Annotated in this window: 21 protein-coding genes and 1 pseudogene; 15 read left to right on the top strand and 7 right to left on the bottom strand. The window is 75.3% G+C overall.

The window, feature by feature from the left end; genetic code table 11:
* Positions 1 to 59: 59 nt before the first annotated feature.
* A pseudogene (locus Sdagh_RS31630) lies at positions 60 to 1,131 on the top strand (S1C family serine protease).
* A gap of 103 nt (positions 1,132 to 1,234) precedes the next feature.
* Here Sdagh_RS31630 and Sdagh_RS31625 read toward each other — a convergent pair.
* Entirely contained in the window at positions 1,235 to 1,447 is a 213-nt protein-coding gene (locus Sdagh_RS31625) for a hypothetical protein (protein WP_189413447.1), read from the bottom strand.
* Positions 1,448 to 1,595: 148 nt separating this feature from the next.
* Here Sdagh_RS31625 and Sdagh_RS31620 point away from each other — a divergent pair, with 148 nt between their 5' ends.
* Positions 1,596 to 2,795, top strand: coding sequence for a bifunctional adenosylcobinamide kinase/adenosylcobinamide-phosphate guanylyltransferase (locus Sdagh_RS31620; protein ID WP_190077375.1), 1,200 nt, complete (start codon positions 1,596 to 1,598; stop codon positions 2,793 to 2,795).
* On the opposite strand, the gene Sdagh_RS31615 is transcribed toward Sdagh_RS31620, so the two are convergent.
* Entirely contained in the window at positions 2,771 to 3,496 is a 726-nt protein-coding gene (locus Sdagh_RS31615) for a class I SAM-dependent methyltransferase (protein WP_189413443.1), read from the bottom strand. The genes Sdagh_RS31620 and Sdagh_RS31615 overlap by 25 nt on opposite strands.
* 189 nt (positions 3,497 to 3,685) lie before the next feature.
* Here Sdagh_RS31615 and cobT point away from each other — a divergent pair, with 189 nt between their 5' ends.
* Positions 3,686 to 4,813: a nicotinate-nucleotide--dimethylbenzimidazole phosphoribosyltransferase gene (cobT, locus tag Sdagh_RS31610; RefSeq protein ID WP_190077376.1), complete on the top strand. Its 1,128-nt coding sequence runs from the start codon at positions 3,686 to 3,688 to the stop codon at positions 4,811 to 4,813.
* 14 nt (positions 4,814 to 4,827) lie between these two features.
* On the opposite strand, the gene Sdagh_RS31605 is transcribed toward cobT, so the two are convergent.
* On the bottom strand, positions 4,828 to 5,589 hold the full coding sequence (locus Sdagh_RS31605; RefSeq protein ID WP_189413440.1) for a hypothetical protein: 762 nt from the start codon (positions 5,587 to 5,589) through the stop codon (positions 4,828 to 4,830).
* 60 nt (positions 5,590 to 5,649) lie between these two features.
* Here Sdagh_RS31605 and Sdagh_RS31600 point away from each other — a divergent pair, with 60 nt between their 5' ends.
* From Sdagh_RS31600 to Sdagh_RS31560, 8 genes are all read left to right on the top strand, one after another.
* A complete protein-coding gene (locus Sdagh_RS31600) occupies positions 5,650 to 6,432 on the top strand; it encodes an adenosylcobinamide-GDP ribazoletransferase (RefSeq protein WP_190077377.1) in 783 nt (260 codons plus the stop codon).
* Between the two features lie 179 nt (positions 6,433 to 6,611).
* Entirely contained in the window at positions 6,612 to 8,159 is a 1,548-nt protein-coding gene (locus Sdagh_RS31595; RefSeq protein ID WP_189413436.1) for a leucyl aminopeptidase, read from the top strand.
* Positions 8,160 to 8,492: 333 nt separating this feature from the next.
* On the top strand, positions 8,493 to 9,881 hold the full coding sequence (lpdA, locus tag Sdagh_RS31590) for a dihydrolipoyl dehydrogenase (RefSeq protein WP_189413434.1): 1,389 nt from the start codon (positions 8,493 to 8,495) through the stop codon (positions 9,879 to 9,881).
* A gap of 62 nt (positions 9,882 to 9,943) precedes the next feature.
* Positions 9,944 to 11,773 carry a 2-oxoglutarate dehydrogenase, E2 component, dihydrolipoamide succinyltransferase gene (gene sucB, locus Sdagh_RS31585; protein ID WP_190077378.1) on the top strand — a complete coding sequence of 610 codons (1,830 nt, stop codon included), beginning with the start codon at positions 9,944 to 9,946 and terminating at the stop codon, positions 11,771 to 11,773.
* A 210-nt stretch (positions 11,774 to 11,983) separates the two neighbouring features.
* Positions 11,984 to 12,607, top strand: coding sequence for a GntR family transcriptional regulator (locus Sdagh_RS31580; protein ID WP_189413430.1), 624 nt, complete (start codon positions 11,984 to 11,986; stop codon positions 12,605 to 12,607).
* 402 nt (positions 12,608 to 13,009) lie between these two features.
* A complete protein-coding gene (aceE, locus tag Sdagh_RS31570; RefSeq protein WP_189413428.1) occupies positions 13,010 to 15,712 on the top strand; it encodes a pyruvate dehydrogenase (acetyl-transferring), homodimeric type in 2,703 nt (900 codons plus the stop codon).
* 63 nt (positions 15,713 to 15,775) lie between these two features.
* Positions 15,776 to 16,774: a helix-turn-helix transcriptional regulator gene (locus Sdagh_RS31565; protein ID WP_190077379.1), complete on the top strand. Its 999-nt coding sequence runs from the start codon at positions 15,776 to 15,778 to the stop codon at positions 16,772 to 16,774.
* A 52-nt stretch (positions 16,775 to 16,826) separates the two neighbouring features.
* Positions 16,827 to 17,348: a DUF4240 domain-containing protein gene (locus Sdagh_RS31560; protein ID WP_189413424.1), complete on the top strand. Its 522-nt coding sequence runs from the start codon at positions 16,827 to 16,829 to the stop codon at positions 17,346 to 17,348.
* Between the two features lie 36 nt (positions 17,349 to 17,384).
* Here Sdagh_RS31560 and Sdagh_RS31555 read toward each other — a convergent pair whose 3' ends face one another.
* Both Sdagh_RS31555 and Sdagh_RS31550 read right to left on the bottom strand, forming a co-directional pair.
* Positions 17,385 to 17,720 carry a hypothetical protein gene (locus Sdagh_RS31555; RefSeq protein ID WP_190077380.1) on the bottom strand — a complete coding sequence of 112 codons (336 nt, stop codon included), beginning with the start codon at positions 17,718 to 17,720 and terminating at the stop codon, positions 17,385 to 17,387.
* On the bottom strand, positions 17,717 to 18,616 hold the full coding sequence (locus Sdagh_RS31550; protein WP_372478484.1) for a peptidoglycan recognition protein family protein: 900 nt from the start codon (positions 18,614 to 18,616) through the stop codon (positions 17,717 to 17,719). Before Sdagh_RS31550 ends, Sdagh_RS31555 begins: the two co-directional genes overlap by 4 nt.
* A 200-nt stretch (positions 18,617 to 18,816) precedes the next feature.
* Here Sdagh_RS31550 and Sdagh_RS31545 point away from each other — a divergent pair, with 200 nt between their 5' ends.
* Positions 18,817 to 20,001: a MarP family serine protease gene (locus tag Sdagh_RS31545; RefSeq protein ID WP_190077382.1), complete on the top strand. Its 1,185-nt coding sequence runs from the start codon at positions 18,817 to 18,819 to the stop codon at positions 19,999 to 20,001.
* Between the two features lie 10 nt (positions 20,002 to 20,011).
* Here Sdagh_RS31545 and Sdagh_RS31540 read toward each other — a convergent pair whose 3' ends face one another.
* Entirely contained in the window at positions 20,012 to 20,503 is a 492-nt protein-coding gene (locus Sdagh_RS31540) for a GNAT family N-acetyltransferase (RefSeq protein ID WP_190008105.1), read from the bottom strand.
* 63 nt (positions 20,504 to 20,566) lie between these two features.
* Here Sdagh_RS31540 and Sdagh_RS31535 point away from each other — a divergent pair, with 63 nt between their 5' ends.
* The 3 genes from Sdagh_RS31535 (at position 20,567) to Sdagh_RS31525 (ending at position 23,459) form a co-directional block, all read left to right on the top strand.
* The gene (locus Sdagh_RS31535) at positions 20,567 to 21,463 is read left to right on the top strand and encodes a TIGR01777 family oxidoreductase (RefSeq protein WP_189413408.1); all 897 of its coding nucleotides are present in this window, start codon (positions 20,567 to 20,569) and stop codon (positions 21,461 to 21,463) included.
* A gap of 176 nt (positions 21,464 to 21,639) precedes the next feature.
* The gene (locus Sdagh_RS31530; RefSeq protein ID WP_189413406.1) at positions 21,640 to 23,091 is read left to right on the top strand and encodes an NAD(P)/FAD-dependent oxidoreductase; all 1,452 of its coding nucleotides are present in this window, start codon (positions 21,640 to 21,642) and stop codon (positions 23,089 to 23,091) included.
* Positions 23,092 to 23,213: 122 nt separating this feature from the next.
* Entirely contained in the window at positions 23,214 to 23,459 is a 246-nt protein-coding gene (locus tag Sdagh_RS31525; protein ID WP_189413404.1) for a hypothetical protein, read from the top strand.
* Positions 23,460 to 23,502: 43 nt separating this feature from the next.
* On the opposite strand, the gene Sdagh_RS31520 is transcribed toward Sdagh_RS31525, so the two are convergent.
* Complete coding sequence (locus Sdagh_RS31520) at positions 23,503 to 24,966, bottom strand: NsdA family TPR-like regulatory protein (protein WP_189413402.1); 1,464 nt, start codon at positions 24,964 to 24,966, stop codon at positions 23,503 to 23,505.
* Between the last annotated feature and the right edge of the window lie 235 nt (positions 24,967 to 25,201).

Here is a 25,201-nt window from a genome sequence, read left to right as displayed (position 1 = left end):
GAAGCCCGTTCGGGTGTCCCCCGCGGGCCGTGCGGCGGCCCGCTGGTGAGACTCGGGGCATGGACGTCTCCCCCCGCCGCGCCGCCGCCCTGCTGACCGCCCTGCTCTGCCCGGCCGCCGTCCTCACCGGATGCACGGGGGCGGACGGGAGCGGCGCGTCCGGGGCGCGGCGGGAACCGGTGGCGCGGGCCGCCGCGCCGCGCGCGGCGGACGGACTGGAGAGCGACTACCGGCGGGTCATCGACGACGTCCTGCCGTCGGTGGTGCAGATCCAGGGCGCCGACGGCCTGGGCTCGGGCGTGGTCTACGACGGCGCGGGGCACGTCGTCACCAACGCGCACGTCGTCGGGGACCAGCGGGCCTTCCGGGTGACCACCGCGCACAGCGAGGAGCCGCTGCCCGCCCGGCTGGTCTTCTCCTACCCCGAGCAGGACCTCGCGGTGGTGAAGCTGGACCGGGTGCCGGACGGGCTGAAGGCGGCCTCCTTCGGGGACTCCTCGAAGGTCGTCGGTCGGACAGATCGTGCTGGCGATGGGCTCGCCGCTCGGGCTGTCCTCCAGCGTGACGCAGGGCATCGTCTCCGCGACCGGGCGGACCGTCACCGAGGGCGGCTCGGGCGGCGGCACGGGCGCGACGCTGGCGAACATGGTGCAGACCTCGGCGGCGATCAACCCCGGCAACAGCGGCGGCGCCCTGGTCGGCCTGGACGGGCGGGTGATCGGCATCCCCACGCTTGCCGCGACCGACCCGGCCCTCGGGGACAGCGCGGCGCCCGGCATCGGGTTCGCCATCCCGGCGTCCACGGTGCGGACGATCGCCGGGCAGATCGTGCGGGACGGCAAGGTGACCGACTCGGGCCGGGCGGCGCTCGGCATCACCGGCCGCACGGTGGTGGACTCCGGCTACCGGGCCGCCGGGGTGGCCGTCGTCGAGGTCCGCGACGGGGGCGCGGCGCGGCGGGCCGGGCTGGCGTCGGGGGACGTCATCACCGAGGTGGGCGGCCACCGCGTCACGACGGTCACCTCGCTCGCCGAGGCGCTGGCGGAGCTGAGCCCCGGTGACCGGACGGAGGTGACCTTCACCCGCGACGGCGACGAACGCACCGCCGAGGTGACGCTGGGCGAGCAGTGATGCGGGGGCGGCCCCCGGTACGGCCGTGCGGCGGACGGCCGTACGGCGGACAGGCGCCCCGCGCGGACGCCCGGGGCGGGCGGGGCCGCCCCCGCCGACGGCCCTAGGCGTCCTCGCCGTGCAGGCTCATCGGACCGTAGATCTCGGTGCCGTCCTCGAAGAGCCGCACCTGGTCCGTGCCGCCCTCCTTGAGGTCCTTCCAGTACTCGCCGATCCACGACTCGGCGTCCCCTTGCGTCGTGAACTCCTCCGGTTCCACCGAGGGCCGGACCTCCGCCCCGTCGGCCGTCTCGAACCGCCACGTCCATGCCGGCATGTACGCCTCCCAGATGTGTCACCTGCCGAGCGGTCACCGGATCTTGGTCCGGCTCCCGGTCGCAGCCTATGCGTTCGGTACTCCCTGGGGATTCCCCTTAAGGGGTCTCGGACGCGCAGGCCGGCGGACGACCGGCGAAAATCGGTGCGTGGACGTGACTCTGCTCGGCACCGGTGCCCCCGCGGGACTCCCCCGCCCCGACTGTCCCTGCGCGGCCTGCGCCGTCGCCCAGGGCGCGGACGCGCGCGCGGCGACCGCGCTGCTGGTGGACGGGGCGCTGCTGCTCGACCTGACGCCGGGCGCGGTGTTCGCCGCCGCCCGGTCCGGGCGTTCCCTGACCGGGGTGGGCCAGGTGCTGCTGTCGCACCCGGCGGACGGCCCCGCGGTGGAGGTGCCGGCCGGGCTGCCGCAGCCGGGCCGGGTGCCGGACGGGCGGGAGCTGGCGCTGCTGACCGGACACCGGGTGCGGGCGGTGGCGATGGACGCGCCGGGCACCGGGTACGCGGTGACCGGACCGGACGGGGAGCGGCTGCTGTATCTGCCGCCGGGCGGGGCGCCGGCCGGTCTGGAAGAGCCCGCCTACTCCTACGACCTGGTCCTCGCGGACGTCGTGGGGCGGCCGGACGCGCTGGCGAAGCTGCGGGCGGTGGGGGCGGCCGGCCCGGCCACGGACGTCGTCGCCGTCCACCTGGACCACGACGTGCCGCCGGGGCCGGAGCTGCGGCGGCGGCTGGCGGCGGCGGGCGCGCGGGCGGTGCCGGACGGGTCGACGCTGACCGTGGGCGTCTACGAGGACGTGCCCGACGTGCCGCGCCGGACGCTGGTCCTCGGCGGGGCGCGGTCGGGGAAGTCGGTGGAGGCCGAGCGGCGCCTGGAGTCCTTCCCCGGGGTGCTGTACGTGGCGACGGGCGGGACCCGCGGCGGGGACACCGAGTGGGCGGCGCGGGTGGCCACGCACCGGGAGCGGCGTCCGGGGTCGTGGCGTACCGCCGAGACCTGCGACCTGGTGCCGCTGCTGCGCGAGGACGGCCCGCCGCTGCTCATCGACTGCCTGTCGCTGTGGCTGACGGACGCGATGGACGCGGTCGGGGTGTGGGACGACGAGGGGTGGGCGGACGGCGGGCAGCGGGCGCTGCGGGAGCGGGTCCGGGAGGTGACGGAGGCGGTGCGCGCGACCCGGCGCACGGTCGTCGCCGTCTCCAACGAGGTGGGCTCGGGGATCGTGCCGGCCACCGCCTCCGGGCGGCGCTACCGGGACGAACTCGGCCGTCTCAACGCCGCGTTCGCCGCGGAGTGCGAACAGGTGCTGCTGGTGGTGGCCGGTCAGGCGCTGGTGCTGCGCGGCTGAGCGGGGGCGCGGGCGATGACCCGGCGGGCCCCGGCGGGGGTCAGCGGGACGCAGCCCGCCTGGCGCAGGGCGGCGCGGAGGCGGTCGGCGGGCGGGTGCGGGGGCAGGGCGCGCGGGCCGGCGAGGTCGACGAGGAGCAGGCCGCCGGGGCGCAGGACGCCGAGGGCGGCGCGGAGTTCGGCGCGCGGGTCGGGGGCGCGGTCCGGGCGCAGGACGCTGACCACGTCGTAGCGGGCGCGCAGCCGGGCGGCGAGGCGCGGGTCCGTCAGGCGGCCGACGTACGCCTCCTCCAGGTGCTCGGCGGCGCGGGCGCGCAGCACCCGGCCGGTGGGGTCCAGGCCGTCGAAGGAGGTGTACGGGAAGTACCGGCGCGCGGCGCGCGGGAAGCGGGCGTCGCCGGTGTCGACATCGAGCCAGCTCTCCGGTTCGGGGCAGTGGCGCAGCAGCGCGCGGGCGGCCAGGAGGTGGCGCAGGCCGGTGACGGTCCGGGTGAGGGGGCCGGCCGGGCGGTCCGGTCCCGGCGGGTTGCGGAAGGCGTGCCGGCAGTCCCGGCAGGTGACGAGGGCGGGCCGGCCGGCCGGGCGGGGGCGCAGGCGGCGGGAGCCGCACCAGGGGCAGTCGGCGCGGCGCGGCGCGTACGGCGGCGGGGCGGGCGGCGGGCAGGAGGGGGCCGGGGCGGGCGGTGGCGGCGGGCTGGACACGGGCGGCTCCCGGGTGAGGCGGCGCGGGACATCGGGGACACGGGCTGGGGGAACACGGCGTTCCGATATACGGCATTCCGTGGCAGAACGGAACGTAGGGGATGGCGTTCCCGGGGTCCAAGGCGCCGCTCGGACCGGGCGGTGATCTGCCCTGGGACGCGTCCGATCGGGGCCGGTACTGTCTGGCGAATGAGCTCGCTGAATCTCGACGACTTCACCGATCTGATCGAGCGCCCGGACGGCGGAGTACGCCGTGACGCCGAGGCGCGCCGGGAACGTCAGGTCGTGCCGCCCGGGGCGCTGGGCCGCCTGGACGACCTGGGCGAGTGGCTGGCCGCGGCGCAGTCCGCCGTACCGGTACGGCCGGTCGAACAGCCGCGGGTGGTGCTCTTCGCCGGCGACCACAAGGTGGCCGAGCTGGGTGTCTCGGCCCGCCCGGCCGGGAGCGCCGGGACACTGGTGCGCGAGGTGCTGGAGGGCGGCCGGCCGGTGTCGGTGCTCGCCCGGCGGCTCGGGGTGCCGGTGCGGGTGGTCGACATGGCGCTGGACTGCGACCCCGGGTCGCTGCCCGCCGGAGTCGTACGGCACCGGGTGCGGCGCGGCAACGGGCGCGTCGACGTCGAGGACGCGCTGACCCTCCAGGAGGCGGAGGCCGCGTTCCGGGCGGGGATGGCGGTGGCCGACGAGGAGGCCGACTCCGGTACCGACCTGGTGGTCCTCGGCGATGTGAGCGTGGGCGGGACCACGGCGGCGGGCGTGCTGATCGCGGCACTCTGCGGGACCGACGCGTCGGTGGTGACCGGGCGGGGCGGGCTGGCCATCGACGACCTGGCCTGGATGCGCAAGTGCGCGGCGATCCGGGACGCGCTGCGGCGGGCCCGGCCGGTGCTCGGCGACCAGTTGCGGCTGCTGGCGACGGTGGGCGGGGCCGACCTCACGGCGATGACCGGGTTCCTGCTGCAGAGCGCGGTGCGGAAGATGCCGGTGCTGCTCGACGGGGTGGTGACGGCCGCCTGCGCGCTGGTCGGGCAGCGGGTCGCGTTCCGCGCGCCGGACTGGTGGCTGGCCGCGCACGACAGCGGGGAGCCGGGGCAGTCGAAGGCGCTGGACCGGATGGCGCTGGAGCCGGTGCTGACCCAGGGCGTACGGGTGGGCGAGGGCGCGGGCGGCCTGCTCGCCCTGCCCCTGGTACAGGCCGCCGCGGCGCTGGCGGCGGAGCTGCCGGAGAAGGCGGAGAAGCCGGAAGAGACAGAGGAGCCGGAGGGGACGGAGAAGGGCGAGGGGACGGAGAAGGGCGAGGAAGCCGGCGCCGAGTGAAGGGGGCGCGGGTGTCACCGCCGGCCCGCCGGGCGGGGGCCCGGGTCCGGGCGGCCGCCGATCCAGTCCTGGACGACCCGGCGGGGGCCGGCCCACCGGCGGTCGTGGCGGTAGGCGCGCAGTACGGCCTTCGCGCGGGCGCGCGGCCGGCGTCCGTAGCAGCGGCGGGCCCACAGGGAGCCGGGGCGGGCCAGCCGGACCGCCCCGACCAGCGCCACCACCGGCACGATCGCGCCGAAGAGCGCCATGCGGGCCTTGCCCTTGACCAGGGCGAGCAGCGCGAAGACGAAGTTCCCCGCGACGGTGGCGAGGACGGTGGCCCGGTCCTGCGTCTCGTCCCGGGAGAGGCCGTCCACGCCGAACGGGGTGAACCCGCCGAGCACCAGGCCGACGAGGGCCGCCGTCAGCACCACCGCCTCCACGCTCTTGCGCCCGGCCTCGGTCCAGTAGACGTCGTCCAGGTGCAGGATCAGCGCGAACTCGTCCAGCACCAGCCCCGCGCCCACGCCGAAGACCACCGCGCACACCGCGGAGCCGAACCCGTGCCCGTGTCCCGCCACCGACCCGAAGCCGCCGACGACGGTGAGCACCACTCCGGGCACCACGTGGTGGATGTGCACGCCGCCCGCCCGCACATTGCCGAACGGCCCCTTGCCCGCCCTGATCAGCCGCGTGACCAGGCGGGTGACCGCGAACGTGACGACGAAGGAGGCGAGGGCGAGCAGCAGCGGCAGTTTGCCCGGCTCCGCGATGTTCCGCTGCCACCAATCTCCCATATGCGCACTTTATCCCCGCCCGGCACGGGCGCCCCGGTGACCGGCGGGTAGTCTGCGCCGGTGCGCACGCCCCCCTTCGCCGACGGTCTCCGCTTCGCCTTCGGGACCCTCACCGTGTTCCCGGTGCGGGTGACCCGGTGGGACCGGGGGGCCGCGCGCGGCGGCATGCTGGGGGCGCCGCTGGCCGGGCTGGCGGTCGGGGTCTGCGCCGCCGCCGCGGGGCTCGCCCTGCTGGCGCTCGGCGCGGGGCCGCCGCTCGCCGCCGTCGCCGGCGTGGCCGTGCCGGCCGTGCTCACGCGCGGGCTGCACCTGGACGGCCTGGCCGACACCGCGGACGGGCTGGGCAGCGGCCGGCCCGCCGAGGACGCGCTGCGGATCATGAAGCAGTCGGACATCGGGCCGTTCGGCGTCATCGCCCTGGTGCTGGTGCTGTCCGCGCAGGTGGCCGCGCTGGCGCAGGCGTACGGCGACTCGTGGGGCCGGGGCGCGCTGGCCGCCGTCGTCCCGGCGGCCGTCGCCCGGCTGGCGCTGACGCTGGCCGCCCGGACCGGCGTACCGCCCGCCCGTCCGGAGGGACTCGGGGCGGCCGTCGCCGGTGTGGTCCCGGTGCGCGCGGCGCTGGGGACGGCCGCCGCCGTCACGGTGGCCGCCGCCGCGGCGGGCGCGGCCCTCGGACCGGCCGGGGCGGTCCGCGCCGCCGCGGCCGTGCTCCTCGCCCTGGCCGCCGCCGAACTGACGCTCCGTCACTGCCTGCGCCGCTTCGGCGGGATCACCGGCGACGTCTTCGGCGCTCTCGCCGAGACGGCGGCCACGACGGCTCTGGTCGTCCTGGTCCTCGGCTGACGTGCGGCCACGAGCGTAGGCTCGTGCGGGGTTTCACCCCCGCCCAGGTGGAGACCGCATCGCAGGAGGGATCTAGGGTCGGGTTCGGGCCCGGTCGACCCACCGCATTCGGCCACACACCGGACTTCACCGGAACTCACCGGTTCACCGGATTCATACGGAAGCGAGATTTCACCACCGTGACTGCTCTCACTCTCAGCACCGCCGCGGCGCCCGGCCTGCGGGCCGACGCGATCGTGATCGGTGTCGCCAAGGGTTCGGCGGCCGGCCGCCAGGGCCCGGTCGTGGCCCCCGGCGCCGAGGCCGTGGACAAGGCGTACGACGGCAGGCTGGCCGGCGTTCTGGAGACCCTCGGCGCCTCGGGTGCCGAGGGCGAGGTGACGAAGCTGCCCGCGCCGGCCGGCTTCAAGGCGCCGCTCGTGGTGGCGGTGGGCCTGGGCGCCGAGCCCGGGAAGGACGCCGGCTACGACGGCGAGGCCCTGCGCAGGGCCGCCGGTGCCGCCGCCCGCGCGCTCGCCGGGACCCGGAAGGCCGCCTTCGCGCTGCCGCTGGCGGACGCGGCGGACGCCGCCGCCGTCGGCGAGGGCGTGCTGCTCGGCGCGTACTCCTTCGACGCGTACAAGGACACCGCCGGCGACGGCAAGGGCAAGAAGGCCAAGAACGGCAAGGCGCCGCTGGGCGAGGCCACGCTGCTCGGCGGCAAGCCCCGCGACAAGGCGTTCAAGGCCGCGCTGGAGCGTGCCGCCGCCGTCGCCGAGGAGCTGAACCGCGCCCGCGACCTGGTCAACACCCCGCCGAACGACCTGAACCCCGAGGCGTTCGCCGCGATCGCGCAGGCCGCGGCCAAGGAGCACGGCATCAAGGTGCAGGTGCTCGACGAGAAGGCGCTCACCAAGGGCGGCTACGGCGGCATCCTGGGCGTCGGCTCCGGCTCGTCGTCGACGCCGCGGCTGGTGAAGCTGTCGTACACCTCGTCCAAGGCGAAAAAGTCCCTCGCCTTCGTCGGCAAGGGCATCACCTACGACTCGGGCGGCATCTCGCTGAAGCCGGCCGGGCACAACGAGACGATGAAGTGCGACATGGCCGGTGCCGCCGCCGTGTTCGCGGCCGTGGTCGCCGCCGCCCGCCTCGGTCTGGAGGTCAACGTCACCGGCTGGCTGGCGCTGGCCGAGAACATGCCGTCGGGCTCCGCCGTCCGCCCCGGTGACGTGCTGCGCATGTACAGCGGCAAGACGGTGGAGGTGCTCAACACCGACGCCGAGGGCCGGCTGGTACTGGCCGACGCGCTGTGGGCGGCGTCGGAGGAGAAGCCGGACGCGATCGTCGACGTGGCGACGCTGACCGGCGCGATGATGCTGGCGCTCGGCAGCCGGACGTTCGGGATCATGGCCAACGACGACGCGTTCCGCTCCGCGCTGCACGAGGCGGCGGAGGAGGTCGGCGAGCCGGCCTGGCCGATGCCGCTGCCGGAGCACCTGCGCAAGGGCATGGAGTCCGCCACGGCCGACATCGCGAACATGGGCGAGCGGATGGGCGGCGGGCTGGTGGCCGGTCTGTTCCTGCGCGAGTTCGTGGGCGAGGGGATCACCTGGGCGCACCTCGACATCGCGGGTCCGGCGTTCAACGAGGGCGGGCCGTTCGGGTACACGCCCAAGGGAGGGACGGGCACCGCTGTGCGGACGCTGGTGCGGCTCGCCGAGCTGGCGGCGGCCGGGGACCTCGGGTGACGTCCGCCTGAGGGCTCGGGACTGAAGGGGCGTGGGCTGCTGCGGGTCCGATGTGGTCGGTCGCGCAGTTCCCCGCGCCCCTGAGGTCGCTCGCGGAGCCACGGATCGAACACGGCTCCGCGCCCCGGAGGGGGACGTCCTCACCGGCGTGCTCAAGCGGACGTGCTGCGTCTCACACACCGGCCCCGCGTCTCGTACGGCCTCCGCAGGTGCGAAGATGGGACCCGGCAGGACAGGGCCCCACCTTAAGGGCCGAAGAACGAGCGGCCGGACACCAGCCGCCTGCCGGTCACCGACGACCGGCGTACGGCGCACATGCATGGAGGACGTGACGTGGCGAACGACGCCAGCACCGTTTTCGACCTAGTGATCCTCGGCGGTGGTAGCGGTGGTTACGCCGCGGCCCTGCGCGGGGCGCAGCTGGGCCTGGACGTCGCCCTGATCGAGAAGAACAAGGTCGGTGGAACCTGCCTGCACGTCGGCTGCATCCCCACCAAGGCGCTGCTGCACGCCGGTGAGATCGCCGACCAGGCCCGGGAGTCCGAGCAATTCGGCGTGAAGGCCACCTTCGAGGGCATCGACATGCCCGCCGTCCAGAAGTACAAGGACGAGGTCATCTCCGGCCTGTACAAGGGCCTGCAGGGGCTGATCGCCTCCCGCAAGGTGACGTACATCGAGGGTGAGGGCCGGCTGTCCTCCCCGACCTCGGTGGACGTGAACGGTCAGCGTGTCCAGGGCCGCCACGTCCTGCTGGCGACCGGCTCCGTGCCGAAGTCGCTGCCGGGCCTGGACATCGACGGCGACCGGATCATCTCCTCCGACCACGCCCTCAAGCTGGACCGCGTGCCGAAGTCCGCCATCGTGCTGGGCGGCGGCGTCATCGGCGTCGAGTTCGCCTCCGCGTGGAAGTCCTTCGGCACCGACGTCACCATCGTCGAGGGCCTGAAGCACCTCGTCCCGGTCGAGGACGAGAACAGCTCGAAGCTGCTGGAGCGCGCCTTCCGCAAGCGCGGCATCAAGTTCAACCTGGGCACCTTCTTCGAGAAGGCCGAGTACACCCAGGACGGTGTCAAGGTCACGCTGGCCGACGGCAAGGAGTTCGAGGCCGAGATCCTCCTCGTCGCCATCGGCCGCGGCCCGGTCTCGCAGGGCCTGGGCTACGAGGAGGCCGGGGTCGCCATGGACCGCGGCTACGTCCTCGTCGACGAGTACATGCGGACCAACGTCCCGACCATCTCCGCCGTCGGCGACCTGGTCCCGACCCTCCAGCTCGCGCACGTCGGCTTCGCCGAGGGCATCCTGGTGGCGGAGCGGCTGGCCGGTCTCAAGGTCGTCCCGATCGACTACGACGGTGTCCCCCGGGTGACGTACTGCCACCCCGAGGTCGCCTCCGTGGGCATCTCCGAGGCCAAGGCCAAGGAGATCTACGGCGCGGACAAGGTCGTCGCCCTGAAGTACAACCTGGCGGGCAACGGAAAGAGCAAGATCCTCAAGACCGCGGGCGAGATCAAGCTCGTCCAGGTCAAGGACGGTGCCGTGGTCGGCGTCCACATGGTCGGCGACCGCATGGGCGAGCAGGTCGGCGAGGCCCAGCTGATCTACAACTGGGAGGCACTGCCGGCCGAGGTGGCCCAGCTCATCCACGCCCACCCGACGCAGAACGAGGCGCTCGGCGAGGCGCACCTGGCCCTCGCGGGCAAGCCGCTTCACTCCCACGACTGACCCCTCGGTCACTGGGCGCGACGACACAGACTTCCGCACTTCGTTAAGGAGCAACCGAAACCATGGCGGTTTCCGTAACCCTTCCGGCGCTCGGCGAGAGCGTCACCGAGGGCACCGTCACCCGCTGGCTCAAGGCCGAGGGTGAGCGCGTCGAGGCCGACGAGCCGCTGCTCGAGGTCTCGACCGACAAGGTCGACACCGAGATCCCGGCCCCCGCCTCCGGCGTGCTGTCCTCCATCAAGGTCGCCGAGGACGAGACGGTCGAGGTCGGCGCCGAGCTGGCCCTGATCGACGACGGCACCGGCGCCCCCGCCGCTGCCCCGGCCCCGGCCGCCGAGCAGGTCGCCGAGCCGGCGCCCGAGCCCGCCCCGGCCGCCCCCTCCACCGAGCAGGCCGCCCCGGCGCCCGCGCCGACCCCGCAGGCCGCCTCCGGCGGCGGTTCCGCCGAGGGCACGGACGTCGTCCTGCCCGCGCTCGGCGAGTCCGTCACCGAGGGCACCGTCACCCGCTGGCTGAAGCAGGTCGGCGAGGAGGTCACCGAGGACGAGCCGCTCCTGGAGGTGTCGACGGACAAGGTCGACACCGAGATCCCGGCGCCGGCCTCCGGCACCCTGCTGGAGATCGTGGTCGGCGAGGACGAGACCGCCGAGGTCGGCGCCAAGCTCGCCGTCATCGGCGCCGCCGGTGCCGCACCCGCCGCCGCCCCGGCCCCGGCCGCCCCCGCCGCCCCGGCGGAGCCCGAGCCCGCCCCGGCCCCGGCGCAGCCCGAGCCGACGCCCGCCCCGGCCCCGCAGGCGCCGACCACCCCGGCCCCGCAGCAGCAGGAGACTCCGGCGCCCGCGCCGGCCCCGGCCGCTCCGGCGCCCGCCCCCGCGCCCGCCCCGGCCCCCGCGCCCGCCCCGGCTCCGGCCGCGAAGGCCCCCGCCGCCGCCCAGGCGACGGACGACGGCGCCTACGTCACCCCGCTGGTGCGCAAGCTCGCCGCCGAGAACGGCGTCGACCTGACCACCGTGTCGGGCACCGGCGTCGGCGGCCGTATCCGCAAGCAGGACGTCATCGCCGCCGCGGAGGCCGCCAAGGCCGCCGCCCCGGCCCCGGCCGCCGCCGCCCCCGCCGCCGCTCCGGCCGCCGCTCCGGCCGCCAGGAAGGCGCCGAAGCTGGAGGCGTCCCCGCTGCGCGGCCAGACCGTCAAGATGCCGCGCATCCGCAAGGTCATCGGCGACAACATGGTCAAGGCGCTGCACGAGCAGGCGCAGCTGTCCTCGGTCGTCGAGGTCGACGTCACGCGTCTGATGAAGCTGCGCGCCCGGGCCAAGGACGCGTTCGCGGCCCGCGAGGGCGTCAAGCTCTCCCCGATGCCGTTCTTCGTCAAGGCCGCGGCCCAGGCGCTGAAGGCGCACGCGCCGATCAACGCCCGGATCAACGAGGCCGAGGGGACCATCACCTACTTCGACACCGAGAACATCGGTATCGCGGTGGACTCCGAGAAGGGCCTGATGACCCCGGTCATCAAGAACGCCGGCGACCTCAACATCGCCGGTATCGCCAAGGCCACCGCCGACCTGGCGGGCAAGGTCCGGGCCAGCAAGATCACGCCGGACGAGCTGTCGGGCGCGACCTTCACCATCTCCAACACCGGTTCGCGCGGCGCGCTCTTCGACACGATCATCGTGCCGCCGGGCCAGGTCGCCATCCTCGGCATCGGCGCGACGGTCAAGCGTCCCGCCGTGATCGAGACGGAGGAGGGCACGGTCATCGGCGTCCGCGACATGACGTACCTGACCCTGTCCTACGACCACCGCCTGGTGGACGGTGCCGACGCCGCGCGTTACCTGACCGCGGTCAAGGCCATCCTGGAGGCGGGCGAGTTCGAGGTCGAGCTGGGCCTCTGACCGTCCCCGACCCCACGGTCCGCGCCGCGCCCCCCGTCCGGAAGTCTCCGGGCGGGGGGCGCCGCCGTTCCGGTCACACCCGGCGTGTAAGCCTCGTCTCACCTGCGTGAAAGCGCCGGTATGCGCCCTACCGGCGGGGGCGGGCGGCCGTATTGTCTATTCGTCAATGCCCCAGGGGGCCAGTACGGGCCCCTCCCTAAGGAGCCCTTCATGACCGCGCCCGTCGTCCACTCGCTCCGCGAGCAGATCCGCGAGCACATCCTGGAGGGGATCATCAGCGGGCGCTGGCAGCCGGGCGAGCGGATCGTGGAGCGGCGGATCGCGACCGAGCTGGAGGTCAGCCAGACGCCGGTGCGGGAGGCGCTGCGCGAGCTGGAGTCGCTGCGGCTGATCGAGTCGGCGCCGAACAAGGGCGTCCGGGTGCGGAACCTGACGGCGGCCGACCTGGAGGAGAGCTACCCGGTCCGGGCCGGCCTGGAGGCGATCGCGGCGGAGCTGGCGGCGGGGCGGCTGGCGGAGGACTGCTCGGCACTGGAGCCGCACGTCAGCGCGTTGTACGAAGCGGATCGCGTCGCGGACGGGACGGCTCAGGTGCGGCACACGGTCGGCTTCCACCGGGAGCTGGTGCGGGCGGCGGGGAACTCGGTGCTGCTGCACACGTGGGAGGGGCTGGGGATCGAGGTGTTCACGGCGCTGTCGATACGGTGGCTCGGGACCGTGCAGCAGTCCTACGCGGAGGAGCACGAGGAGCTGGTCGCGGCCTTCAAGCGGCGCGATCCCCGCATCGCGGAGCTGGTCAAGGCGCATGTGCTGGGCTGCGCGCCGCGTCCCTGACCCCTCTTCCGCCCCCGCCGCCCCTACCCGCCCCGCCCCCGGACCCCCCGATTCGCGCAGTTCCCCGCCCCCCTGAAGGGGCGCGGGGAACTGCGCGATCAGCCCCGGCGCACCCGCGGCCGCCGCACCTCCGAACCACCCGCCGCTCTCCGGCGCACCCCTCCCCACCTGCACCGAACCCCTACCCGAGGGGTCACCCCGTGCCATCGCCGAAGGCACCCCGTGCCGACTTTCTTGTGATCAAGAGGTTTTCCCCCTCAACCCTTTGATCGATCATCGATCAGGGAGTTACAGTCACCGATGGACTCCCACCGGGGTCCGCGCCCTGTCCTGCCAAAGACCAAGGGCACCCCCGAACCCTTACCGATGAGGGAACCCCCTTCGACTGAGGAAGGCGGCGACATGACCGACCCCCACGCCATCCAGCCGAGCGCGCTCGACCAGCTCCCGGACCGGGACCCGGAGGAGACCGCCGAGTGGCAGGCCTCCCTGGACGCCGTCGCGAAGGCGGCCGGCCCGCACCGGGCCGCGTATCTGATGCGGCGCACGCTGGAACGTGCCGAGGGAGCCGGCGTCGCACTGCCGAAGCTCCTCGAGACGGACTACGTCAACACCATCCCCACCGCCGCCGAGCCCGCTGTGGACGGCGACGAGGAGATGGAGCAGCGGATCACCGCCTGGAACCGCTGGAACGCGGCGGCGATGGTGACCCGCGGCAGCAAATACGGCGTCGGCGGCCACATCGCCACCTTCGCCTCCGCGGCCTGGCTCTACGAGACCGGCTTCAACCACTTCTTCCGCGGCAAGGAGGGGGACGGCTCCGGCGACCAGCTCTACATCCAGGGCCACGCCTCCCCCGGCATCTACGCCCGCGCCTTCCTCGACGGCCGGCTGAACGAGGACCACCTCGACAACTTCCGCCGCGAGTCCGGCGGCAACGGCCTGCCGTCCTACCCGCACCCGCGGCGCCTGCCCTGGCTGTGGGAGTTCCCCACCGTCTCCATGGGCCTCGGCCCGATCTCCGCGATCTACCAGGCGCGGTTCAACCGCTACCTGACCAGCCGCGGCATCAAGGACGTCTCCGACTCGCACGTCTGGGCGTTCCTCGGCGACGGCGAGATGGACGAGCCGGAGTCGACCTCCGCGCTGACCCTGGCCGCCCGCGAGGGCCTGGACAACCTGACCTTCGTCATCAACTGCAACCTGCAGCGCCTCGACGGTCCGGTCCGCGCCAACTTCAAGATCGTGCAGGAGCTGGAGGCCCTCTTCCGCGGCTCCGGCTGGAACGTCGTCAAGACGCTCTGGGGCACCGCCTGGGACGAGCTGTTCGCGCTCGACACCACGGGCGCGCTGGTACGCCGGCTGCGCGAGGTACCCGACGCGCAGGTCCAGACGTACCAGACCCGCGACGCGGCCTACATCCGCCAGGACTTCTTCGGCAAGGACCCGGCGCTCGTCGAGATGGCGAAGCTGCTGAGCGACGACAAGATCCTGGAGTGCTTCCACTTCTCCCGCGGCGGCCACGAGGCCCGCAAGGTCTACGCCGCGTACAAGGCCGCGCTCGCCCACAAGGGCGCGCCGACCGTGGTCCTGGCCCAGACGGTCAAGGGCCACACCCTCGGCAAGGGCTTCGCGTCCAAGAACGCCAACCACCAGATGAAGAAGCTGACGGTGGACGAGTTCAAGGACATGCGCGACCTGCTCGGTCTGCCGATCAAGGACAGCGACTTCGTCGACGGCGTGGTCCCCTACGGCCACCCCGGCGCCGACTCCCCCGAGGTCCGTTACCTCCAGGAGCGCCGCGCGGCCCTGGGCGGCCCCGCCCCGGCCCGCCGTACGCACCCGCTGCCCGCGCTGCCCGCCCCCGCCGAGAAGGCGTTCGCCGCCTTCGACAAGGGCTCCGGCTCGCAGTCCGTGGCGACCACGATGGCCTTCGTCCGCCTGGTCAAGGACCTGGTCCGCGACAAGGAGACCGGCAAGCGCTGGGTGCCGATCGTCCCCGACGAGGCGCGCACCTTCGGCATGGAGAGCCTGTTCCCGTCGCTCGGGATCTACTCCCCCAAGGGCCAGACGTACGAGCCGGTCGACCGTGACCAGCTGATGTACTACAAGGAGGCCACCAACGGCCAGATCCTCAACGAGGGGATCACCGAGGCCGGTTCGATGGCCGACTTCATCGCCGCGTCCACCGCGTACGCGACGCACGGCGAGGCGATGATCCCGTTCTACATCTTCTACTCGATGTTCGGCTGGCAGCGCACGGCCGACCAGATGTGGCAGCTCGGCGACCAGCTCGGCCGCGGCTTCCTGGTGGGCGCCACGGCCGGCCGCACCACGCTCACCGGTGAGGGCCTCCAGCACGCCGACGGCCACACCCCGGTGATCGCCGCGACCAACCCGGCGGCGCTGACGTACGACCCGGCGTTCGCCTACGAGATCGCCGTGATCGTCCGCGAGGGTCTGCGCCGGATGTACGGCGAGGCCAAGCCGGGCGAGGACCAGAACGTCTTCTACTACCTGACGGTGTACAACGAGCCGATGCCGCAGCCCGCGAAGCCGCAGGGCCTCGGCATCGACGAGGGCATCGTCAAGGGCCTGTACCGCTTCAACACGGCCGAGTCGGCCGGTCTGACCCCGGTCGCGAACGCCCCGCGCCTCCAGCTCCTCGCCTCCGGTACGGCGATCCACTGGACGCTGAAGGCGCAGAAGATGCTCGCCGAGGAGTGGGGCGTGGCCGCCGACGTGTGGTCGGCGACGTCCTGGACGGAGCTGCGCCGCGACGCCATGGAGGCCGACGACGCGCTGCTGCGCGGCGAGGAGCGGACGCCGTACGTCCGCCAGGCGCTCCAGGGCGCCGAGGGTCCGGTGCTGGCCGTCTCCGACTACATGCGCCAGGTCCCCGACCAGATCGCGCAGTGGGTCGAGCAGGACTGGTCCTCGCTGGGCGCCGACGGCTTCGGTCTGTCGGACACCCGTGAGGGCGCCCGCCGCCACTTCGGGGTGGACGCCGAGTCCGTCGTCGTCGCGGCGCTGGCCCAGCTGGCCCGGCGCGGCGAGGTCAAGGCGACGGCCGTGAAGGAGGCGCGCGAGCGCTACGGCCTGTAGGACCGGCCCGTTCTCCCCGGAGCCCCCGCCCTCCCCGGCGGGGGCTCCTGCATGATGGGGGCCATGCGTGCCGCCCGCCTCATCAAGATGGTCCTGCTGCTCCAGTCCCGGCCCTCGATGACCGCCGCCGAGCTGGCCCGGGAGCTGGAGGTGTCCGAGCGGACCGTCACCCGGGACGCGGCGGCCCTCTCCGAGGCGGGGGTGCCGGTGTACGCGGACCGGGGCCGGGCCGGCGGGTACCGGCTGATCGGCGGGTACCGCACCCGGCTGACCGGCCTGCACCGCGGTGAGGCCGAGGCGCTGTTCCTGTCCGGGGTGCCGGGGGCGCTGCGCGAGATGGGCCTGGAGGACGCGGCGTCGGCGGCCCGGCTGAAGGTGTCGGCGGCGCTGCTGCCCTCGCTGCGGGACGCGTCCCGCACGGCCGCGCAGCGCTTCCACCTGGACGCCCCGAACTGGTTCACCGAGCCGCGCACGCCCGGCCTGCTGCCCGCGGTGGCGGACGCGGTCTGGGACGACCGGCGGATCACGGCCCGCTACCGGCGCGGGGAGGACGAGGTCGAGCGGGAGCTGGAGCCGTACGGGCTGGTGCTGAAGGCGGGGGTCTGGTACCTGTGCGCCCGGGTGGCGGCGCCGGCGAGCGAGGGGGCGTTCCGGGTGTACCGCATCGACCGGTTCACCGCCGTCGAGGCCGGTGCGGAGCGGTTCACACGGGACGAGGAGTTCGATCTGCCGGGGTTCTGGGCGGAGCGGGCGGAGCAGTTCGCGCGGTCGATCCTGCGGACCGAGGTCGTGGTGCGGCTCTCCGAGCGGGGGGTGCGGCGGCTGCCGTACGCGATGGACCCGCCGGCCGCCCGCCGGGCCCTGGCCGCGGCCGGTGCGCCGGACGGCGACGGGTGGGTGCGGGTGACGCTGCGGGTGGAGTCCGAGGAGGTCGCCCACGCCCAGCTCGGCTCGCTCGGCCCGGAGGCGGAGGTGCTGGCCCCCGCCTCGCTGCGCGGGCGCTTCGCCGCGGACGCCCGGCGGCTCGCCGCGCTCTACGGGCCGGACGCCGCCCGGACATAACGATCTGTCGCCTCCGCGTGCGTCCGGGGCGCCGAGGGCCGATGCTGGACGCGTGATGGACGAGACGGAGTTCTGGGAGCTGATCGACACCGCTCGCCGGGGCGCCGAGGGCGACCCCGAGGACCAGGCGGACCTGCTGGTGGAGCGGCTGTGCCGGCTGGACCCGGAGGCGGTCCTGGACTTCGCCCGTCACTTCGAGGCCCGTTACCACCGCGCCTTCACCTGGGATCTCTGGGGCGCCGCGTGGGTTCTGCTCGGCGGCGCGAGCGACGACGCGTTCGACTGGTTCCGGTGCTGGCTGATCGGCCAGGGCCGGGAGGTGTACGAGGGTGCCGTGCACGACCCGGACGCGCTGGCCGACCTGCTGGACGACTTCGACGAGGAGGTCGACGGCGACGGCGAGGACCTCGGTTACGCGGCCGACGAGGCCTACGAGCAGCTCACCGGCACCGTCGCGCCCGAGCTGGGCCTCGCCCCGGCCCCCGCCGACCCGCAGGGCGTGCCGATCGACCTGGAGGACGACCGGGCCCTGGCGGAGCGGTTGCCCCGGCTGTGGGAGCGCTTCGGCGAGTGAGCCCTGCCGGGCCGTACGGCGACGGGCCCCGGCCGGTCAGGCGGTGCGGCGGCCGGACCCAGCCGGCCCGACAGCCGTCCCCGGCCGATCGGGCGACACGGCGGCCGGACCCTGCCGGTCAGGCGGTGCGGCGGCGGGTCGGTCCGCCGGCGGGTACGCCTGGCTCTGCGCGGTCCTCGGGACGTCCGCGTGGTGCGGCGGGGCCGCGTTGGCCCGGTCGAGGGCGGAGGCGGTGACGGCGGCCGGGCCGAGGACCACCGCCGCGGCGGCGGCCAGCGCGGTCCAGGGGCGGCGCAGCGCCCGCGCCCAGGAGCGGGTGCTGCGGTCGTGGGCGTCGTTGTCGTCCTGGCCGTGCGTCGCGGTCTGCTTCATGGTCCCCACCTCCGGTCGGCTGCTGTCACCGACGGTAGGGACCCCGCCCTTGAGGAGGCTGCGGGAGCGCTGTGGCGTACCTGTGCGTCCGCGTCCCGGCCCTGGAGGCGGGCCGCCCGCTCCCGGATGCGGGGCAGCCTGGCACTGAGCGCTGCCCCCGGGCAACTGGTCCGGTAGCCGTCGTCGTGCCCGGCGATCGCGGGCAGCGCGACGGCGGTGCCGGCGGCGTACCGGCTGAGGCCGTTGCTGGAGACCAGGCGGACCCGGCCGCGCGGGTCGGTGCCGGCCGGGCCCAGTTTCCAGGCGGCCACCGCGGCGATCGCGTCGGTCAGCGCGCGGGGCACCGGCACGCCCTCGGTGTAGGTGCCGAGGGCGGCGATGCCGGCGGTGCGGTGGTTGAAGCCCTGGGTGTGGGCGCCGGTCACGGCCCGGTCGATGCCGCCGGCGCGGCCCTCGTAGACGGTGCCGCAGCGGTCGACGACGAAGTTGTAGCCGAGGTCGTCCCAGTCCCGGACGCCGGTCTGGCCGGTGTAGATGTCGCGCAGGATGCGGGGCGCGTCGGCGCAGTCGTAGCCGTTCGGGGTGTCGGTGTGGTGGACGAAGACGGCGACGACCTCGTCGTCGTAGCGCGGGGGCGGCTGGCGGCGGGCGGTGCCGCCCAGCCAGGAGGAGCGGGGGACGATCGGCGGCCGGGGTGCGGACCAGCGGGTCTCCGGGCGGGCGGAGGAGCGGGCGTGCGGCCCGGCCGGCCCGCCGCCGCCGGCGAAGAGCACCAGCGCGCCGACGAGCGCGAGGACGAGCAGGCAGCCCAGCAGCAGGGCGGGCACCGGCGGACGTGCCGGTATGCGCCCCACGCGCCGTCTCCCGGCGTTCCGGAGCCCTCGCAGCACACGCATGGACCCACTGTCCGTCCGTTCCGCCCGGCCCGCGACGTGCGCTGTGCCACCCGGTGGAACCATCGTCCCGGTCCGCGGCGTTTTCCCGGGTAGTCGCAGGTACGGCCGGTTACCGGCCGGGCGTGCGGCATCGGCTGATCACCGGGCCCGTCCCGCGCGTACCGAGGGGTGCCGGGGAGGCCCGAAGGAAGGCGGCGTGGGTGGATCTGCTCGACATCGTGCTGGGGCTGGTGGTGCTGGCCTACGCGGCCTCCGGATACCGGCGGGGGCTGGTGGCGGGGTGCGTCTCGCTCGCCGGGTTCGTCGGCGGCGCGGTCCTCGGCGTGTGGGCGCTGCCGTGGGTGATGGACCTGGTGACGCCGGGGACGACCACGGCGACGGTGACCGCGGTGCTGACGGTGCTGGTCCCGGCGGTGCTGGTGCACGAGCTGGCGGGGCGGCCGGCGCTGCGGCTGCGGCGGGAACTGGACGCCGGGCCGCTGCGGACGGCCGACGGGGCCGGCGGGGCGGTGGCCAACGCGGCGGCGGCGCTGATCGTGGCGTGGGTGGCGGCGAGCGTGCTGGCCGCGTCGCCGACGCCGCTGCTCGCCTCCGCGGTCCGGGACTCGGCGGTGCTCGGCGCGGTGCAGCGGGCGATGCCGGAGACCACCCCGGCGTGGTTCTCGCGGGCGACCTCGGCGCTGACCGAGGCGGGGTTCCCGCAGGTCTTCAACCCCTTCGAGAACGAGTCGACGGCCGAAGTCGCCGAGCCCTCCGGGGACAGCGTCACGGCGGCGGCGGCCGAGGCGGCCAGGACCAGCACGGTGAAGATCGAGGGCGTCGCCGGCACCCAGGGCCGCGAGGGCAGCGGTTTCGTCTACGCCGACCGGCACGTGATGACCAACGCGCACGTGGTGGCCGGGATCGACGAACCGGGCGTGCGGGTCGGCGGGGTGGGACGGACCTACGAGGCGCGGGTGGTGCTGTTCGACCCCGGCAAGGACGTGGCGGTGCTGTACGTGCCGGAGCTGGGCGCGCCCGCGCTGCGGTTCGACGACGCGGCGGAGCGGGGGGACGCGGCGGTGGTGGCCGGCTATCCGCAGGACGGCGCGCTGGACCTGCGGGCGGCGACGGTGGCGGCCCGGGTCCGGGCCACGGGGCAGAACATCTACAACGACGGCCAGGTCACCCGGGAGATCTACGCGGTGCGCTCCACGGTCCGCCCGGGGAACTCCGGCGGGCCGCTGCTGACCACCGACGGCCGGGTGTACGGGGTGGTCTTCGCGCGCTCCACCTCCGACGCCTCGACGGGGTACGTGCTGACCGCCGGCGAGGTCGCCGAGGAGGCGCGGCGGGCGGCGGACGCCACGGCGGCCGTGGACACGGGGGCGCCGGTGGCGTCGTAGCCGGGCCGGGTCAGACCAGCGAGCGTCCCATCAGGACGTCGTCGACGTACTCCCCGTCGAGCAGGAACTCGCCGGGCTGCACCCCTTCGACGGCGAAGCCCTCGGACTCGTAGAGCCGGCGGGCGACGGTGTTGGGGCCGAGGACGCGCAGGGTGAGGCGGCGGGCGCCGCGCCGGCGGGCCTCCTCGACGGCGGCGCGCAGCAGTGCCCGGCCGGTGCCGTGGCCGCGGGCGGCGTCGGCGACGGCGAGGCCGTGCACGGCGAGGACGTGCCGGTTGGAGGCGAGGCCGGTGGGGCGGCCGAGGCGGAGGTAGCCGACGACCCGGCCGCCGAGTTCCGCGACGAGGTGGTCCTCGGGGCCGGAGTGCTCGCGGAAGAAGGGGGCGTCCGGTGCCGGGCGGGGCGAGACGGCGTGCACCGGGGACCAGGTCTCCCGGTCGAGCAGGCGCAGGTGCTCCTCGTCGTCCGGCCGGGCGGTGCGTATGAGGGAGGCGTCGGGCATGGCGGTCACTCTACGGCGCGGCCCCGGGGGTGCCCCGGTCCGGGTGGGCGGCAGGATGGGGCCATGGAACCTTCCCGAATCGCGGTGGCCGGCGCGTCCGGTCTGATCGGCGGCGCGCTGGTGCGCTCCCTGGAGTCGGACGGGCACGCGGTGGTGCGGCTGGTGCGCCGCGCGCCCCGGGGGGCGGGCGAGGTCCGGTGGGACCCCGAGCGGGGCCGGGTGGACACCGCCGGGCTGGCCGGCTGCGACGCCGTGGTCAACCTGGCCGGGGCCGGGGTCGGCGACCGGCGCTGGACGGCGGCGTACAAGGCGCGCATCCGGGACAGCCGGGTGCACGGCACGGCCGCGCTGGCCCGCGCCGTCGCCGCCCTGGACCGCCCGCCGCGGGTCTTCGTGTGCGGCAGCGCGATCGGCTACTACGGCGAGACCGGCGACCGCGAGATCGACGAGAGCGCCCCGGCGGGCACGGGCTTCCTGCCCGAGGTCTGCGTGGAGTGGGAGGCCGCCGCCGCGCCCGCCCAGGAGGCCGGCGTACGGACGGTGTTCACCCGGACCGGGCTGGTCGTCGCCCGGGGCGGCGGGGCCTGGGGAAAGCTGTTCCCGCTGTTCAGGGCGGGGCTCGGCGGGCGGCTCGGGGACGGGCGGCAGTACTGGTCGTTCGTGGCGCTGCACGACGAGGTGGCCGCGATCCGGCACCTGCTGGAGCGCGCGGACCTGTCCGGCCCGTTCAACCTGACCGCCCCGCAGCCGCGCACCAACGCCGAGATCACCACCGCGATGGGACGCGTCCTGCGCCGGCCCACGCTCTTCGCGGTGCCCGCTCCGGTGCTGCGCACGGTGCTCGGCGAGATGGCCGGGGACGTGCTGGGCAGCGCGCGGGTACGGCCGGCGCGGCTGCTGGGGTCCGGGTTCCGGTTCGCGTTCCCGGAGATCGACGGGGCGATCCGCGCGGCCCTGTGAGCCACGCGGGGTGACCCGGTGGTCCGCGGCGTGCGACCGGTGTGCGACCGTGCTCTGTCCCCGTGCGACTGTCAGCGGCCGGACCGCGCCCTAACCTCGACCTGAACTCAGGTAATTCTGAAGGCAGTTGGAGGCTTCGCCGCCTCCGCCGCCCGCGCAGACGCGAGGAGGGGCACGTGCTGGAGCCCGCGTACCAGGCGGATGTCGTCGTCGTGGGGGCCGGGGTCGCCGGGCTCGCGGCGGCACATCGGCTGATCAGCCAGGGAGTGTCGGCCGTGGTCCTGGAGGCGGCCCCGGTGACGGGCGGCCGGATGGCCACCGAGAAGGTGGACGGCTTCCGGCTCGACCGGATCGGGCAGCTGCTGTCGACGGCGTGTCCCGAACTGAGGCTCACCCCCGGCCTGGACGGGCTCGCGCTGCGGCCGTTCGCGTCCGGGGCGCTGGTGCACAGCGAGGGACTGCACCACCGCGTGACCGCTCCGCTCGGCGCCGGGGGCGCACGGGGCGCACTGCATGCGGTACGCGCCCTGACGAGCGCCCCGCGGTCCGCGCAGTCCGACCCGGTCGCCAGGCGGCACGGGGTGATCACCGGGTGGCCCGGGGCCATGCCCTGGCCGCTCCCCCGGGCCGCCGCGCGGGCGTCGGTGACGCGCCGGGGCCGGGCCGGGGCCCCGCCGGTGCTGGGCGGGGCCGTCGACCAGGCCCGGCTGAGCGCCGCGCTCACCCGGCTGGCGACCACGCCGGCCGAGCGGCTGCTGGCCCGGCCGGAGCTGCCGGCGCGGCAGGCCCTCGCCGTGCGCGGGCTGCCCGCCCGGACGGTCGACGGGGTGCTGCGCCCGCTGCTCGCCGCGCTGCTCGCCGACCCGGACCTCTCCACCTCCAGCCGCGCCGCCGACCTGGCCCTGCGCATGTTCGCCAGCGGGCGGCTGTGCCTGCCGGAGGGCGGCGCGGAGACCCTGCCGGCCCTGCTGGCCAAGTCACTGCCGCCGGGCACTGTGCGCACCGGTGTCCGGGTCACCGCCGTCGCCACCAACGCGGTGACCACCGCCCAGCACGGCGTGCTGCGCTGCCGGGCGGTGCTGCTGGCCACCGACGCGCGGGCCGCCGCCGAGCTGCTGCCGGGTCTGCGCGTGCCGGAGTTCCACCCGGTGACGGTGGTGCACCACGCCGCCGACGAGCCGCCGGCCACCGGTGCGGCGCTGCTGCTCGACGCCGACCGCGACGGCCCGGTCGCGCACACCGCCGTGGTCAGCGAGGTGGACCCGACCCGTGCCCCGGCCGGCCGGACCCTGGTCTCCTCGACCGTCCTCGGCCCGCCGCCGCCCGACGCCGACGCCGCCGTACGCCGCCACCTGGCCCGCCTCTACGGCACCTCGACCGCGCGCTGGGAGACCCTGGCCGTGCATCACACGCCCGAGGCCGTACCGGCGATGCGCCCGCCGCACGACCCGCGCCGCCCGGTGCGGCTGCTGGCCGGCCTGTACGTCTGCGGCGACCACCGCGACACCGGCACCGTCCAGGGCGCCCTGCGCTCGGGCCGCCGCGTCGCGGCGGCGGTCCTGGCGGACCTGGGCGCGCGGGGGCCGATGCACTCGGCGGGACCCCCGGCGCCGGCCAGGGCGGCGTAGCACGACCCTGCCCCTGCTCCGGAGCCGGAGCGGAGGCAGCGCGGCACGGGCGGGGACACCCGGGGGCACGGGGCCGTCGAGGGACGGGGCGGCCGAGAGGGGAGACGAAGGCCGCGGTCGACGTGGCCCCGGCCGGACCGCCGGAGGTGCTGCTCCGGTTCATCGAGGTCGAGCAGTACCGCGCGGCCCGCGAGGACAAGCTCACCGCGACGCACGCGTCCCGCATGCGGGGGCTGATCGCGGGGGCGGCCCGGGTCGCCTCGACGGCCCGGCAGGATGCCGCGCTCGCGGCCAAGGTGACGGCGGAGGCCCGCGAGGCCGCCGAGGGAGTCGGCGAGGGCGTCGGCGGCGCCTCCACCGTCCGCTAGGAACTGCGCGTCACCGGCTGACCCGGGGCGGCCCCCGCCCCGCCTACCCCAGCGCCGACACCTTGTCCCGGTACCCCCGTACCGGTGCCGCGTCCCGGTACGGCTCCAGGCGGCGTTCGAAGTCCCGTACGTACTCCGCCGCCCGCACCGAGCGCATCTCCGCCGCCTGTCCGGCCGCCTCCGCGCCGAGGTGGCAGGCGGCGTCCAGTTCACCGAGGCCGAGCCGGGCGGTGGCGAGGACGACCCGGCAGAACAGCCGGCTGCGGGCGTGCGCGGGGGCCCGCAGTTGCAGGGAGCGCTCGGCGTGCTGCACGGCGGCCCGGAACTGCTGGAGGTCCCGGTGGCAGTGGGCGAGTTCGTCGGCGAGCTGGGCGTCGTCGAAGAAGCGCGCCCAGTGCGGCACCTCGTCCCCGGGCCGGGCGCCCTCCATGGCCCGCTCGGCGCGCACCAGCGCGGCGGTGCAGGCCCGCACCTCCCCGAGCACCGCGTGCCCGCGCGCCTCCGCGACGTGCAGCATCGCCTGCACCACGGGCGGCGCGGTGGTCCCGAGGCCCTGCTGGGCGACCCGGGCGAGCTGCACCGCCTCCCGCCCGTGCCCGAGGTACACGGCCTGCCGGCTCATGGTGACCAGCACGTACGACCCGTACGCCCGGTCCCCGGCCGCCTGGGAGAGCCGCAGCGCCTGCACGAAGTAGCGCTGGGCGAGCCCGTGCGCGGCGATGTCGTACGAGGTCCAGCCGGCCAGCCGGGTCAGGTCGGCGGCGGCGGCGAACAGGCGGCGGCCGGTCTGCTCGCCGTAGCTGCCGCGCAGCATCGGCTCCAGCTCGTGTTCGAGGTAGCGGACGAGGGCCTGCCGGGCGTGGCCGCCGCCGTACCGGTCGTCCAGGCTGCGGAACAGCTCGCCCACCGAGCGCAGCGCGGCGAGGTCGCCGGCGCCGACCCGCAGGCCGGGGCCGCGGTCGACCGGGGAGCGCCGCCGGCCCGCCTCCAGCTGGGCGGGGATGCCGGGGACCGCCGGGCGGCCCTGGGCGGGGATGCGGACGGGCGGTTCGGCGCGGGCCACCTTGTCGTCGGCGCGGCCGATCAGCCAGTCCCGGCTGGGCACGACGAGCCCGGCCGGGGTGAAGGCGATCTTGCGGAGTTCGGCGTGGCTGCCGGAGTCCTTGCGCCACAGGCCGCTGACGATGTCGACGGCCTCCTCGGGGGTGGCGGCGAATTCCAGGCCCGCGTAGACGGGGGCGCAGGCGTCCAGGCCGAGGTCCTGGGCCGTGAGCCGGCGGCCGAGGCGGCGGGTGAAGACCTCGGCGATCAGGGCGGGGGTGGTGCCGCGCGGCTGCTGGCCGCGGAGCCACCGGGTGACGGACGTCTTGTCGTATCTCAGGTCCAGTCCGTGTTCGAGGCCGAGCTGGTCGACGCGTCGCGCGAGACCCGCGTTGGAGAATCCAGCCTCGGCGATGAGCGCGGCGAGCTGGCGGTTGGGGGTGCGCTGCGCGGGTCGTTCCGTCATGGTGCGGTGCGGTCTCCTGCCTTCCGGGGCGTTCGAAGTGCCCGGATTGCCTGTGAGCAGCCCTTATGGCCTCGTGGACGGCGCGAATGTAGCGGAGAGTAAGCGTCCGATTGCACGCTTTCCGTTCCATTCATCCGATCGTGTGAGGATCGACCCTCCTGCTGACGGCTCCGGGGGCCCGGCGGCGGCCCAAGGGGCGGACGTACAGTGGCGTGGGCACGAGGCGTGCCTTACT

Source organism: Streptomyces daghestanicus, assembly GCF_020521275.1.
GTDB classification, from domain to species: domain Bacteria; phylum Actinomycetota; class Actinomycetes; order Streptomycetales; family Streptomycetaceae; genus Streptomyces; species Streptomyces griseoviridis.
Note: the sequence above shows the minus strand (reverse complement) of the source record. Positions and strands in the feature narration are given on the sequence as shown.